Origin of the sequence: Chitinimonas viridis (genome assembly GCF_030409555.1) — a bacterium.
GTDB lineage: Bacteria > Pseudomonadota > Gammaproteobacteria > Burkholderiales > Chitinimonadaceae > Chitinimonas > Chitinimonas viridis.
This window is the reverse complement of the sequence record NZ_JAUFPU010000004.1, coordinates 24454-37972: the sequence shown is the minus strand read 5'-3', so window position 1 is coordinate 37972 and position 13519 is coordinate 24454. Positions and strand designations below refer to the sequence as shown.

Annotated in this window: 12 protein-coding genes; 11 read left to right on the top strand and 1 reads right to left on the bottom strand. The window is 57.1% G+C overall.

The genetic code is table 11. The features are described from left to right. The first annotated feature begins 218 nt into the window (after positions 1 to 218). The 10 genes from QWZ03_RS04205 (at position 219) to QWZ03_RS04160 (ending at position 11760) form a co-directional block, all read left to right on the top strand. A complete protein-coding gene (locus QWZ03_RS04205) occupies positions 219 to 869 on the top strand; it encodes an energy transducer TonB (RefSeq protein WP_284197342.1) in 651 nt (216 codons plus the stop codon). Positions 870 to 980: 111 nt separating this feature from the next. Then, on the top strand, positions 981 to 1904 hold the full coding sequence (locus QWZ03_RS04200; protein ID WP_284197341.1) for a MotA/TolQ/ExbB proton channel family protein: 924 nt from the start codon (positions 981 to 983) through the stop codon (positions 1902 to 1904). A 9-nt stretch (positions 1905 to 1913) separates the two neighbouring features. After that, the gene (locus QWZ03_RS04195) at positions 1914 to 2333 is read left to right on the top strand and encodes an ExbD/TolR family protein (protein WP_308447054.1); all 420 of its coding nucleotides are present in this window, start codon (positions 1914 to 1916) and stop codon (positions 2331 to 2333) included. Between the two features lie 26 nt (positions 2334 to 2359). Next, entirely contained in the window at positions 2360 to 2785 is a 426-nt protein-coding gene (locus tag QWZ03_RS04190; protein ID WP_284197339.1) for an ExbD/TolR family protein, read from the top strand. Positions 2786 to 2959: 174 nt separating this feature from the next. Further along, positions 2960 to 4111: a tetratricopeptide repeat protein gene (locus QWZ03_RS04185; protein ID WP_290331598.1), complete on the top strand. Its 1152-nt coding sequence runs from the start codon at positions 2960 to 2962 to the stop codon at positions 4109 to 4111. Between the two features lie 143 nt (positions 4112 to 4254). Beyond that, positions 4255 to 6057: an ABC transporter substrate-binding protein gene (locus QWZ03_RS04180; RefSeq protein ID WP_290331597.1), complete on the top strand. Its 1803-nt coding sequence runs from the start codon at positions 4255 to 4257 to the stop codon at positions 6055 to 6057. Between the two features lie 47 nt (positions 6058 to 6104). Continuing rightward, positions 6105 to 8090 carry a M3 family metallopeptidase gene (locus tag QWZ03_RS04175; RefSeq protein ID WP_290331596.1) on the top strand — a complete coding sequence of 662 codons (1986 nt, stop codon included), beginning with the start codon at positions 6105 to 6107 and terminating at the stop codon, positions 8088 to 8090. After that, positions 8090 to 9028 (top strand): ABC transporter permease, encoded by a 939-nt coding sequence (locus tag QWZ03_RS04170; protein WP_284197335.1) that lies wholly within the window; start codon positions 8090 to 8092, stop codon positions 9026 to 9028. The genes QWZ03_RS04175 and QWZ03_RS04170 overlap by 1 nt, the downstream gene beginning before the upstream one ends. A 91-nt stretch (positions 9029 to 9119) precedes the next feature. Further along, positions 9120 to 10070, top strand: coding sequence for an ABC transporter permease (locus QWZ03_RS04165; protein WP_290331595.1), 951 nt, complete (start codon positions 9120 to 9122; stop codon positions 10068 to 10070). Between the two features lie 10 nt (positions 10071 to 10080). After that, positions 10081 to 11760, top strand: a complete 1680-nt coding sequence (locus QWZ03_RS04160; protein WP_290331594.1) for an ABC transporter ATP-binding protein — start codon at positions 10081 to 10083, stop codon at positions 11758 to 11760. A 254-nt stretch (positions 11761 to 12014) separates the two neighbouring features. On the opposite strand, the gene QWZ03_RS04155 is transcribed toward QWZ03_RS04160, so the two are convergent. Further along, a complete protein-coding gene (locus QWZ03_RS04155; protein WP_284197332.1) occupies positions 12015 to 12551 on the bottom strand; it encodes a phasin family protein in 537 nt (178 codons plus the stop codon). Between the two features lie 322 nt (positions 12552 to 12873). Here QWZ03_RS04155 and phaR point away from each other — a divergent pair, with 322 nt between their 5' ends. Then, positions 12874 to 13434, top strand: a complete 561-nt coding sequence (phaR, locus tag QWZ03_RS04150; protein ID WP_284197331.1) for a polyhydroxyalkanoate synthesis repressor PhaR — start codon at positions 12874 to 12876, stop codon at positions 13432 to 13434. Positions 13435 to 13519 lie beyond the last annotated feature (85 nt).

Sequence of the window (13519 nt, the reverse complement as noted above, 5' to 3'; positions counted from 1 at the left end):
CCTTGTTGTTGCTGGGCTTGGTTCGGCCGGTGAATAACGGCTTGCTGCGGGCTTGAGTAATTTACGTCGCGCCCTATGTGGTGTTAGAGTGGTGTTAGTTCCACATGGGTTGGGCGTTAATGCTTGGTTGTAGTGGCAAGCTCGTCGTGATCCGTTTGGGCTTGTTAATTTAGCTTAACCCTGCCGTTACCCAAGTGGCAGGCCTAGAGGGTAGATACATGGATTTTGCACAGCAGCAGAGGAATCCGACCAAGCACCTCGCTGGTATCGGCTTTGTCGTCCTTCTGCACGTTGGTATTGCCTACGGTCTGATGATTGGCCTTCATCGGGATATCATCAAGGTCATCCAGGATCCTCTTGAGACCAAGATCATCGAGGAGGTAGCGCCGCCACCTCCGCCTGAAACACCGCCCCCGCCCCCGCCTGATTTCAAGGCGCCGCCTCCGCCCCCTTCGTTTATTCCGCCGCCTGAGGTTGCTGTTACGCCTCCGCCTACGCCGGTGCAGACTATTACGGCTACGACGAGTGTGCAGCCTACCACCCCGACGCCGTCCATTACGCCGCCGACGCCTGGTCCAGTGGTTGCGGCACCTGCTCCGTCCTTGTCCGGCAGTTGCTCGAATGTGAATGATCTGAAAGAGCAGATGAGCGACAAGTGGCCTGCGATTGCAGATGCGGAAGGGTTGACTGAGGGCAGGGTTGAGGCACGTATCTCGGTCAAACCGGGTGAGGCACCTGTTGTTAGCATCAAGTCGTCCTCTCACCCAGCGCTGGCCAATCTGGTCAAGTCGGTGATGCGTCGTCTTAAGTGTAGTGTGCCCGCAGAGCAGGTATTTGGTTACGACGTGCCTTTCTCGTTGAACGATTAAGCGGTTGTTGCTTGGTTTTTAAGTTTGTTCTGGTGGCGTACTTGTTCGCTGTCAGGTGATTTCTGTGTCGACTCTTGATCGGGTCAGCCTAGCTAAGGAGCTGGAAGAATTATGTCCGTTGCAAACCGTCTGTCCGCACTCTTCGCGGCATTTACCCTCGTTGCCGCTCCGACGGTGACCGTTTTTGTTGCTCCCGCTGCCTATGCCGAAGAGCCCGCAGCGACTGCACCTGCAGCGCCCGCCGCGACTGATGCTGCCGCCCCTGCTGCTGACGCCGCTGCTGCTCCGGCAGACGCTGCCGCAGCCCCGGCTGATGCCGCTGCCGAAGCACCTGTTGCACCCCCTGCAGCAGACGCTGGCGTGCCTGCTGACAACCCATACGGCCTAAAGGCACTGTGGACCCAGAGTGATATGGTGGCCAAGGGCACCCTGGTGATCATGCTGATCATGTCCATGGGCACCTGGTATGTCATGGTGACCAAGCTGTTCGAGCAGTTCAAGCTGATGCGCCAAGCCAAGGCAGCGCGTGAGTCCTTCTGGAGTGCAGGTTCGGTCAAGGCCGGCGTGGGCACCCTGGAAGAAGGCAGCGCCTTCCGCTTCATCGCAGAGAGCGGTGTGAATGCCAACGAGCACCACGAAGGTGCCCTGCTGGAGCAGATTGACCGCAATACCTGGGTGACCATGTCCATCCAGCGTTCCATAGAGAACGTGCAGAACCGCCTGCAGGATGGCCTGGCCTTCCTGGCTACCGTGGGTTCCACTGCACCGTTTATCGGTCTGTTCGGTACCGTTTGGGGTATCTACCACGCCCTGGTGAAGATCGGTATGTCCGGTCAGGCTTCCATCGACAAGGTGGCCGGCCCCGTGGGTGAATCGCTGATCATGACTGCCATCGGTCTGGCCGTCGCCGTGCCTGCCGTGCTCGGTTACAACTGGCTGGTTCGCCGCAACAAGTCTGGCATGGAACAAGTGCGTGCCTTCGGTGCCGATCTGCACAATGTGCTGATGAGCAACAGCCAGGCGAAAAAGGGCTAAGCCATGGGGATGAACGTCGGAGAATCCGGCGGCGATGACGAGGTAGTGTCGGCAATCAACACTACCCCGCTCGTGGATGTCATGCTGGTGCTGTTGATCATCTTCCTGATCACCATCCCCGTCGCGACACACACCGTCCCGGTCAAGCTGCCTACTGAGACCAACCAGGCGAACGAAACCAAGCCGGAAAACATCAATATCGCCGTGAACAAGGATGGCGATGTGTTCTGGAACATGGCTTTGATCCCTGATAACGAAACGCTGGTGACCAAGCTGAAGGAAGAGGCGGTGAAGGTGCCTCAGCCTGAAGTCCAGATTCGTGGTGACCAGACCGCCCGTTACGAGTTCGTGGGTAGGGTAATCGTGGCTTGCCAGCGTGCCGGTATCGTCAAGGTCGGTTTTATCACCGAGCCTCCGCCGCGCGGCTAAGTTGAAATAATTGCGAAGGATAAGCCATGGGCATGAATGTAGGCTCAGGTAGTGATTCCGGTGATCCGGAAGTCATGGTGGACATGAACACCACGCCGTTGATCGACGTGATGCTCGTGCTGCTGATCATGCTGATCATTACTATCCCGGTGCAACTGCACGCAGTGAAGCTTGATATGCCTGCGGGTAATCCCCCGCCGCAGACAACCGAGCCTATTGTGCATCGCATTGATATCGATTTCGACGAAACCATCTATGTGGATGGCATCGTCACGGATCGCGCTACGCTTGAGGCCAAGCTGCGTGAATATGCCGCTCAGCCTGAACAGCCTGAGGTGCACCTGCGCCCCAACAAGCTGGCACCGTACAAGACGGTTGCAGGCGTGATGGCTGCCGCGCAGCGTCTGGGCGTGACCAAGATCGGTATGATCGGTAACGAACAGTTCATGTAACAAAACGGGTTGCGGCGACATCGTCTAGACGGTGTCGCCGCGCTTTGCTTTTTAGAAGCCACCAACCAATTCGGAACAAAAATGCGCGCTCGTCCTCTTTGCCTTGGACTGCTTATCTGGGCAGCCATTGGCTCCCCCGCCCTTGTTAGTTTGCATAGCAGCCCTGTCGCTGCCATGGCCCAGGAAGCCGTGCGCCCCGAGGTGGGCAAGCCGCTGGCCGCAGCAAGCAACCTGATGCGTTCAGGTAAGCACAGGGAAGCGCTAGCCAAGACCCGAGAGGCCGATGCTGTCGGTGGTAAATCGGCTTATGAGTCGTTTGTGGTTGATCGCATGATGGGCTTTGCCGCCGCCAGCGCGGGCGATGCGCAAACAGCCGCCAAGGCGCTTCAGTCCGCCATGGATTCGGGCAAGATGTCCGGCTCCGAAAAACTGACCGCGATGGAAGCGCTGGTCAGCGCTTACTATCGTGCCAAAGATTTCAAGGGTGCTGCTGCATGGGCTGACCGCTACACCCGTGCCGGCGGCACCAACGCCCAGATCACCGGCCTGTCCGCCCAGTTGCGCTATATGAGCGGTGATTCCGCTGGCGCTGCACGTGAACTGAGTGCCCAGGTGGCGGGCGACATCAAGGCAGGCCGCAAGCCGTCTGAGGAAAAGCTGCAGTTGCTGGCCAATGCCTATTTGAACCAGAAGAATACTGATGGCTATCTGGCGACGCTGGAGAAGCTGGTTACCTATTATCCCAAGCCATCCTACTGGACTGATGTGATCTCGCGCGTATCGCGCAAGACCGGCTTTGCCGATCGTCTGGCCTTGGAAGTGTACCGACTGAAGTTTGCCACCAACAATATGGCCTCGGTTGAGGACTATATGCAGATGGCCCAGCTAGCCATGCAGGAAGGCTTTAATGCCGAAGGCAAGAAGGTGGTTGAAAAAGGCTTCGCTGCCAATGTCCTGGGCCAGGGCCCACAAGCTGAGCGGCAGAAGCGTTTGCTGGATCTTGCAAACAAGCGTGTAGCAACTGAGGCGGCCACGTTTGCACAACTGGAAAAAGAGGCGAACGCCTCGGCTGATGGCAGCCTGCTGGTCAATCTGGGTATGAGCCTGGTGGGTGCCGGACAAGCGGCCAAGGGCATTGCCATGATGGAGCAGGGCATACAGAAGGGCGGTCTCAAGCGTCCTGAAGACTCCAAGCTGCGTCTCGGTATTGCGTATCTGATGGCTGGCCAGAAGCCCAAGGCCGTGCAGATGCTGAAGACCGTGCAGGGTAAAGACGGTACTGCAGACGTTGCCCGTCTCTGGACGCTCCACGCCCAGCAGCACTGATTACGGCAGTATGCAACGGGCAAGACCTACCGGTCTTGCCCGTTGCTATGCCTGATGGCATAACCATCCGGGCATGACAGCGGCGGATATGACCGTGCTGTATGCGATTTCCCAGTTGCAGTTTTCCAAAGCGACATCACACCATGAAACTTGCTTCCATTGCAGGCCTGAGCTTGTTTGTCGCCGGCCTGGCGGGCCCAGTTGCCGCGCAGCCGGCTGACATGAACAAGACGCTTCATACCTATTTCGAAGCGCCTGAATCCGGTTTTGACCCTGCCAAGTATTCCGACCATTACTCTGGCGAAGTCAACAGCAGCATCTTCGAATCCCTGCTGGCTTATGATTACCTGGCCCGTCCGCAAACCCTGATCCCCAGGCTGTCCGACCTCCCACAAGTGCTGGATGACGGCAAGACCTTTATTTTCAAGATACGCCCTGGTATCTACTTTGCTGATGATCCTGTCTTCAAGGGTAAGAAGCGTGAAGTGGTTGCCACGGATGTGATCTATACCATACAGCGCATTGTTGACCCCAACAGCCGCGGCGCACCTTGGGACTTCATGTTCAAGGGCAAGGTGATAGGCCTGGACGAAAAGATTGAGGCGGCCAAGAACAAGCCTTTCGACTTTGACAAGCCGATCGAGGGCCTGCAGGCACTGGACAAGTACACAGTACAGATCAAACTCAAGCGCACTGACTACAACCTGCCTTACATCATGGCGGCGCCCGCTACTGGCTTGGTAGCGCGCGAAGCTATCGAGGCCTATGGCGAGAATTCGGAAGCGCATCCAGTAGGTACCGGCCCTTATATGCTGAAGTCCTGGCAGCGGCGTAACCGCATCATTCTGGTGGCGAACCCTAACTACCGTGGCTTCCAGTACAAGCCTGTCAGTGGCCCAGGTATCGAAGTGGATCAGGCTATCGCCAAGCAGTTGGAAGGCAAGACCTTCCCGCGTATTGGGACGATTGATATCCGCGTGATTGAAACGCCGCAGGCTTCCTGGCTGTCGTTCCAGAGTGCACAGCTGGATATCCACCCACGGCTGGGTAACAACTACTCCAAGATTGTGGCGCCTGGTAACGAACTATCCCCCAAATACAAGGAGATGGGCTGGCGCTATTTCCGCGAAGCTGAGGCGGATATTACCTATTACATGTTCAATATGGACGACAAGGTTGTGGGGGGTAACTCGCTTGAGCGTATAGCCCTGCGCCGTGCCATTGCCTTGTCATATAACCAGGCCAAGGAACTGTCCATTATCCGCAATGGTCAGGGCCTGCCGGCACAATCACCGTTGGCTCCGCAGATCAACGGCTACGATCCGAATTTCAAGAATGTGCTGGGCCGCTATAGCCCGTCGCGCGGTAATGCGCTGCTGGACATGTTTGGCTACAAGGATTGCGATGGCGATGGCTTGCGTGAGCAGCCGGGCTGCAAGCCTTTGACGATCACCTATATGGCCAGTACCGGTGCTGATGGCCGTGACCAAGAAGAGTTGCTGCTCAAGGGCTTTGGCGCTATCGGCATCAAGCTCGAAATCGTCAAGATGAACTTCTCCGATCTCTTGAAGAATCGTCAGGGCGGCACGTATCAGTTCGCTGGCGGTGCCTGGGGACAAGATTACCCGGATGCTGAAAACTTCATGCAACTGTTGTATGGCCCCAATGCCGGTCCTGTGAACGAATCACGTTTCCGTAATAAGGACTTCGACAAGCTGTACGAGCAGATTGCTGCCGAACCCCAATCGGAAGCGCGTAACGAACGGCTACGTCAGATGAGTCGTATCGTGGCTGCCTATGTGCCCTGGATATATAACGTCAACCGTATCCGTACCCACATCGCTCATCCTTGGGTCAGTGGCTACAAGCCGCACCCGGACAATATGCCGCACTGGTACTACCTCGATGTAGATGTCGAGAAGCAGCGCGCTGCCACCAGCAAGTAATACATCGAATCGTTCAAAAGACGTGGACCGAAACGGGAGAAACCCGCATGCGTAAACTTACACCACTCGTACTCGCGCTCTGCCTGCCGGCGGCCTTTGCCGCCGAGCGTGGCGAGATCCGTATTTCCAAGGCTGAGGCAGTGCCGGCGCTATGCAGCCAGGCAATTGCCGACCTGAATGGCGCTGCCGCCCAGCTGCAGAAATTGCCACTGGCCGAGGCCAATGTTCAAACTGTGCTGGTGCCCTGGAGCAAGACCATGGGTGGCTTGGTCGAGTTCTGGTGGGGCGGTGGCCTGGTTGCCAACGTGCACCCAGACGAGAAGCTGCGCCAGGCTGAAGAAACTTGCGACCTCAAGATTTCGGACGCCATGAACAAGCTGATGCAGCAAGAGGCGCTTTATCAGCGCTTCAAGGCTGTGAAGCCGGCGGATGCCATTGATGCCGAAACGCTCAAGGGCATTCTGGCCGAATTTGAAGACAAGGGCGTGAACTTGCCGGCTGCCAAGCGAGCCCAGGCAGGCAAGCTGTTTACCCGCCTGGATAAATTGCAACAGGACTTTGCCCGCAACGTACGTGAGAACAAGCAAAAGCTGGCTTTCACTGCGGAGCAGCTCAAGGGTTTGTCTGACGATGTACTGCAGGGCTTAAAGCGTGATGCCAAGGGTAACTACCTGGTTGGCTTCGACTACCCCGAATATCTGCCTGTGATGGAATCGGCCGAGAGTGGCGAAACCCGCCGGCAGATGCAGTACGCCTACGCACGCCGCGGCGGTGCAAAGAATCTCGCCATCCTCCATGAAGTGGCCAATATCCGTAAGCAACTGGCGACGCTGATGGGTTACCCCTCGTATGCGGCTTGGGCTACGCGTAACAACATGGTGGGCAAGCCGGAAGTTGTGCTGGATTTCCTGGGTAAGGTCCGCAACACCGTGACCGAGGTGGAGAAGCGCGAACTGGCTGAACTGGCCAAGGAGAAGGCTACTTACACCCAAGACCCCAAGGCTGTGATGCAGCGTTGGGATCAGGCCTTCTATGAGCGCCGGGTGCAGAAGGCACGCTTCCAGATTGATCAGGAGGCTGTGCGCGCCCAGTTCCCCACCGAGCCGACGATCGCCTGGATGATGGCTGTGACCAGCCGTCTGTATGGCGTGGAGTTCCGCCAGAACGCTAAGCTGCCAGTCTGGCACGAGGATGTGAAGGGCTACGATGTATTCGACAAGGCAACGGGTGAGTACCTGTCGTCCTTCTACCTGGACCTGTTCCCTCGCGATGGCAAGTACAAGCATGCTGCAGCCTTCACGGTACGCCAGTCCAGCACGCTGACAGGTCAGACGCCGGTTTCGGCGCTGGTGACCAATTTCAACCGCAAGGGCTTTGATCAGGACGAGCTGGAAACGCTGTACCACGAGTTTGGTCACATCATGCACGGTGTGCTCAGCCGCACCCGCTATACCCTGAATGCAGGCACCAATACCAAGCGTGATTTTGTCGAGGCACCGTCGCAGATGTTCGAGGAGTGGGCGCGTAATCCCGCTTCGCTGGCACTGTGGAACGAAGTCTGTGCCAGCTGCAAGCCTATCGATATGCAACTGGTGGCCAAGATGAATGAATCGCGGCTGTTTGGTGCGGGTACCAAGTACGCCCGCCAATGGCTGTATGCCGCCTATGACATGAACTTGGCAGGCCCGGTGCCGCAGGATCCACTCAAGCTGTGGCAGAAGATGGAAGCCGCCACACCGCTGGGCTATGTGAAGGGTACGGAATTCCCGGGTGCATTTGGCCATATCGTCGGTGGCTATGCGGCCGGTTACTACGGCTATATGTGGTCCGAGGTGCTGGCGCTGGATATGCGCTCGGCCTTCGGTAGCAATGTCATGGATCCGGCAGTGGGTATGCGTTTCCGCAAGAGCATTCTGGAGAACGGCTCGCAAGTGCCAGAGATGGACCTGGTTCGCCAGTTCCTGGGCCGTGAACCGAGTTCCGATGCTTTCTTCCGCGAAATCACCGGCCAGAAGGCTGCAGAGGCTAAATAATGAGCACCTACCTGTTACGCCGTATTTGGCAGATGATACCGACCCTGGCCGGGGTCATGCTGCTGGTCTTCTTCCTGTTCAACGTGTTTGGCGGCGATCCTGCCGCCATCCTTGCCGGCAAGGTGGCCAGCAAGGAGAAAATTGATGCCATCCGCGAGCAGTTGGGCTTGAATGCACCGATCTGGGTGCAACTGTGGATTTTCGTCAAGCAGGTTTTCACCTTTGATTTTGGCGCCAGCTGGAGTACCAACGAGGCTGTTTCGGCCATCATCCTGCAGAAAGCACCGGTCTCGCTGACCGTCATGTTGCAGGTCTGGTTGCTGGACGCCATTGTTGCCGTGACGCTGGCAGTCGCCGTCGCCTACAAGCGCGGTTCGTTTACCGATCGCGCCGTAATGGGCATCTGTACCGCAGCCATGTCCATCTCGCTATTGCTGTATGTGGTGGTGGGTCAGTGGCTGCTGGCCTATAAGCTGGAGTGGTTCCCGGTGCTGGGCTGGAGTGATGATTTCTGGACCAACGTCAGCACTTACGCACCGCTGCCGATTCTTCTGCTGTTGTTCGTTTCCATCGCGCCGAGCTTGCGCTTGTATCGCTCCTTTGTGGTGGAGGAAACCGGCCAGGATTATGCCCGGACCGCCCGCGCCAAAGGTGCTTCCGAGCACCGCGTGATGTTTGTCCATGTACTGCGCAATGCTGCCGTACCCATCGTGACCAATCTGGCCCTGGCGTTGCCAGGGCTGTTCGTGGGTTCCTTCCTCATCGAGATGGTTTTCTCCATCCCGGGTTTGGGTAAGGAAATCGTCAATGCGGTGCAACGCAGCGATTTCCCGGTGATCAAGGCGATCACTGTCTACCTGGCCATGTTCGCCATGGCTGTCAATTTGCTGGTCGATGTCCTCTATAAGAGACTCGATCCGCGTGTCGAACTGAAGTGAGGCGGCGACAATGACTCAGCAACAAGCATCGTATGGATTCTGGCGCGCCGCCGGAAAACGCCTTTGGGCGGACAAGCTGGCGCGATTCTGCATGGCCGTTCTGGTTGTGTACTTCCTGGTCGCAGGCGCGGCGGGTATGGGTTGGGTGGCGAAAGACTGGAACGAGGAGGTTGGTGTGTCATACGCCAACCCGTCTTTCCTGGGGGACGACTACCCAAATCCACAAGGCAAGAACAGCATCATTAGCCAGGATGTGCTGGTGATTGATGAAAAGCAAAAGGCTGTCGATCCCTTGGCGCCTTACTACGAAGAGATAGAGAAGAACGCTGCAGCCTATGAAAAGGCTGAGGTCAAGCCTAGCTGGACGCTGCTACTGGGAGGCGACAAGTGGGGCCGTGACGTCTTAGACAAGGTGATCAAGGCGGGGCAGGTATCCATCAGCATTGGTCTGGCATCGGCATTGCTGGCCGTGTTCATCGGTACCGTGCTGGGCGCGCTGGGCGGTTACTTCGGTGGCAAGCTCGGCGATTTGCTGGAATGGTTCTACAACATCTTCACATCGGTCCCCTACATCCTGTTGGTTCTCGCGTTTGCCGCTGTTTTTGGCAAGGGTGTGAGTACCGTGATCCTGGTTCTGGGTTTTGTGGGCTGGACTGGTACTTACCGCCTCATCCGTGCCGAATACATCAAGCAGCGTGGCCGTGACTATGTCATGGCAGCGAACGCCATTGGCGCCTCGCATGGCCGCAAGATGTTCGTACATATCCTGCCTAACGTCTCCCACTTGATACTGGTTCAGCTTTCGCAGCTGGTGGTGGATTTCATCAAGGCAGAAGTCATTCTGTCCTTCCTGGGTCTCGGCGTGCCGACGGACTCGGTGTCCTGGGGCATCATGATCAACGAAGTCATGCCTGAGCTTGTGCTGGGCAAGTGGTGGCAATTGGCGACGGTAGCTGTGGTCATGTCGACCTTCGTGGTCTCGTTTGGCCTGTTTACCGACTTGTTGCGCGATGCGCTCGACCCCAAGGCCAGCCGCCGCTAAGGAATGCACGATGACCACTGAAAACCTGCTTGAAATCAAGAATCTGCGCGTTACCTTCAGGCTCGGCAAGAACGAGCGTTTTGAGGCGCTGCAGGGCGTCAACTATGTGATTCCCAAGAACAGCGTGGTTGCGCTGGTTGGTGAATCGGGCTCGGGCAAATCGGTATCGGCCATGGCCATCATGGATCTGTTGCCACGTGCCAATACCGAGATACCCGCCGATAGTGGCATGGTGTTCGAAGGCACCGATCTGCTGAAGCAGACCGAGAAGCAGCGCCGTGACCTTTGCGGCAAGCATATTTCGATGATCTTCCAGGATCCGATGACCTCGCTGAACCCGGTTTACCGGGTGGGCGACCAGATCGTCGAAGTGCTGCGCCTGCATAAGCCCCTGAGCAAGAATGAGGCGAAGAAACGCGCGGTCGAGTTGCTGCGCGAGGTGGGTATCCCTGATCCGGAAACACGGATTAACAGCTATCCACATGAAATGTCGGGTGGCCAGCAGCAGCGCGTGATGATCGCCATGGCGATTGCCTGCGAACCCAAGTTGCTGATTGCGGATGAACCGACCACAGCGCTGGACGTGACGATACAGAAGCAGATCATTGAACTGCTGATGAAGCTCAAGCAAAGCCATGGTATGAGCGTATTGTTCATTACCCATGACCTGGAGCTGGTGCGTGAGATCGCCGACCATGTGGTGGTGATGCACCGTGGCGTGATCAAGGAGCAGGGGCCGGCCGAGAGCGTGTTTACCGCCCCCAAGGATCCTTACACCCGTGCTTTGCTGGCTTGCCGTCCTACCATAGACAAGCGTCCTATCCGCCTGCCTATCGTCGAGGACTTCCTGCAAGGCCGAGAGCATGAATTGCCCCAGGGCGAGCGCAGCCGTGGTGTCAGCCCGGCCGATCCCATCATCTTGCAGGTCAATAACCTGAAGAAGACCTTCCGCGTCAAGCAAGGCTTGTTCAGCCATAAGGAAGTGGCTGCGGTGAAGGATGTCAGCTTCAAGCTGGCGCGTGGCAAGACCTTGGGTATCGTGGGTGAGTCGGGCTCTGGCAAGACCACACTGGGCAAGACCATCTTGCGCCTCAATAGCTGCGAAGGCGGTGAGGTGATCTACAACAACAAGAACCTGATGGGTCTGTCCGACCGCGAGTTCCAGCCCTACAAACGGCAGTTGCAGATCATCTTTCAGAACCCCTATGCCAGCCTGAATCCGCGCTTTACCGTGGGTGACATCCTGCTGGAACCCATGCGTGTGCATGGCATTCACGACACCGACAAGGACCGCGCTGATCATGCGATCCAGTTGCTGCGTCGGGTGGGGCTGGATGAGAAAGCCTTCCACAAGTATCCGCACGAGTTTTCTGGTGGCCAACGCCAGCGGATCAGCATTGCCCGCTGCCTGTCGATGAAGCCGGAGATTCTGGTCTGTGACGAATCGGTGTCGGCGCTGGATGTGTCTGTGCAGGCGCAGGTGCTGAACCTGTTGCAGGAACTGCAGGATGAATACGGTATGAGCTACCTGTTCATTTCGCACGATCTCAGCGTGGTCAAATACATTTCGGACGAGGTGCTGGTGATGCACCACGGTGAAATGGTGGAATACGCCAATTCTGATGAGCTTTACCGCGAGCCCAAGCACGCTTACACGCAGAAATTGCTGGCCGCGATTCCCGGTCGCTGACCGGGCGCAAGGCGCGATAGACCTCCAGGGAGGCTATCGCTCCCGGTGAAAGCGTGGCGCTGGTCGCTGTAACCTGCCAAGGGCAGGCAGTGGTTGGGCCGCGGGGGAGATAAGGGGCGCCGGGAAGCCTTGTGATGACTTGAAAGCCGCTGATATAGCGGCTTTTCTTTTGCCTGCGGTAGTACGATCTGGGCGACTGCCCCGTATCAAGGCCACTTGCGTGGCCTTGATACGGGGCAGTTCTGCGTAGCGCCTTACTTGCGGCTACTGCTCTTGACGGCATCGGCGGTGGCGGTGCTGGCGGCCTTGATGCTGGCGTCGGCAAATTCAGCTACCTGCCGGCTGGCCTTGGTGAGACTGTCAAAAGCGGCCTGACTGGCTGCAATGCTGGATTTGAAGCCCGCAGAAAACAGATCGGAGCCGGCCGGCGCAGACTGACCGAGCTTATCGAAGCCGGCCAGGAACTCTTGCTGCAGATTACCCAGGCGGGCTTCGCTTACCTTGGCCAATTCGGCCTGGGTCTGGGCGGCCAGTTCGTAGATATTGCGCGACAGGCCCAGCATCGAGCCCATAGCCTGCTCAGTCAGGGCGGCGCGTACAGCCAGGGCGGATTGTGGATCTTTGACTTCCGCCAGTTTGTTGGCCACCTTGGCAGAGTCCTCCAGTGCGTCTTTTGCGGCAGTCAGCTGCAACTGCAGCATGCGCTCTGCGCTGTCTATGCTGATGCGGGCAAGCTTCAGTGCGATCTCCAGTTGCTGCTGGGTGAGCTCTGCTTGAGGGGATGGTGCCATGTCATTCTCCAGGTTTGTTATGTGTCTGTACTGTTTGCCTGTAGGGGCTGTGTGCAAGTCCAAGACCGTGGAGCTGGGTGGGCCACCCATGCTGCATGGCACGCTTTGGCATGGCCTGCAGGTCCTGCCAGTTGTTGTTGGCAGTACGCAGGCGCGGGGGAAGAGTGCTGTACGCCTAGGCTTGCGTTATAGTTATGCTGCTTCGCACAACACAACCCATTCTAGGAAGTGGGTTCTGTGGCGTCAAGAATAATATGCTGCAATGCAGCAAAGTATATCTGCTCGCTAAGTGATTGATTCACAGAAAAATACGGAGACAAACTTGGCCGATACCCCAAAGCGCGTGATCAAGAAGTACCCCAATCGACGCCTCTACGATACTGCCACCAGCTGCTACATCACCCTTGAGGATGTAAAACAACTGGTGCTTGAAAACGTCGAGATCGTGGTGGAAGATGCCAAGACTCACGAAGATATCACCCGTAGCGTGTTGCTCCAGATCATTCTCGAAGAAGAGAGCGGCGGTGCACCCATGTTTACCTACGACGTGCTGACCCAGATCATCCGCTTCTACGGCCATGCCATGCAGGGGTTGATGGGCAACTACCTGGAGAAGAACCTGCAGCTGTTCAGCCAGATGCAGCAGCGCCTGCAGGAGCAATCGAAGACGGTTTACGGTCAAGGCGAGAACCCCTTGGCAGGCAATGCCAATCTCTGGGGGGATTTCATGAAGTTTCAGGCCCCGGCCATGCAGAACATGATGACCAGCTACCTGGAGCAAAGCACCAATATGTTCGTGGAAATGCAGCAGCAGTTGCAGGACCGCACCAAGAACATGTGGACTGGATTTGGCTTTCCTCCAGGCGGCAGTGATAAAAAATAGAGATCAATCCGCGCAGCGGATAAGCAAAAGGCGTGTCTGCGGATACGCCTTTTTTGTTGCCGATTACCCCGCGTGGGTATCGGTG

What these genes read in the sequence shown, in the direction of transcription:
- QWZ03_RS04180 (WP_290331597.1), top strand. Translation starts at nt 4,255, where the DNA reads ATGAAACTTGCTTCCATTGCAGGCCTGAGCTTGTTTGTCGCCGGCCTG.
- QWZ03_RS04175 (WP_290331596.1), top strand. Translation starts at nt 6,105, where the DNA reads ATGCGTAAACTTACACCACTCGTACTCGCGCTCTGCCTGCCGGCGGCC.
- QWZ03_RS04200 (WP_284197341.1), top strand. Translation starts at nt 981, where the DNA reads ATGTCCGTTGCAAACCGTCTGTCCGCACTCTTCGCGGCATTTACCCTC.
- QWZ03_RS04185 (WP_290331598.1), top strand. Translation starts at nt 2,960, where the DNA reads ATGGCCCAGGAAGCCGTGCGCCCCGAGGTGGGCAAGCCGCTGGCCGCA.
- QWZ03_RS04195 (WP_308447054.1), top strand. Translation starts at nt 1,914, where the DNA reads ATGAACGTCGGAGAATCCGGCGGCGATGACGAGGTAGTGTCGGCAATC.
- QWZ03_RS04205 (WP_284197342.1), top strand. Translation starts at nt 219, where the DNA reads ATGGATTTTGCACAGCAGCAGAGGAATCCGACCAAGCACCTCGCTGGT.
- QWZ03_RS04190 (WP_284197339.1), top strand. Translation starts at nt 2,360, where the DNA reads ATGGGCATGAATGTAGGCTCAGGTAGTGATTCCGGTGATCCGGAAGTC.
- QWZ03_RS04165 (WP_290331595.1), top strand. Translation starts at nt 9,120, where the DNA reads ATGGCCGTTCTGGTTGTGTACTTCCTGGTCGCAGGCGCGGCGGGTATG.
- QWZ03_RS04155 (WP_284197332.1), bottom strand. Translation starts at nt 12,551, where the DNA reads ATGGCACCATCCCCTCAAGCAGAGCTCACCCAGCAGCAACTGGAGATC.
- QWZ03_RS04160 (WP_290331594.1), top strand. Translation starts at nt 10,081, where the DNA reads ATGACCACTGAAAACCTGCTTGAAATCAAGAATCTGCGCGTTACCTTC.
- QWZ03_RS04170 (WP_284197335.1), top strand. Translation starts at nt 8,090, where the DNA reads ATGAGCACCTACCTGTTACGCCGTATTTGGCAGATGATACCGACCCTG.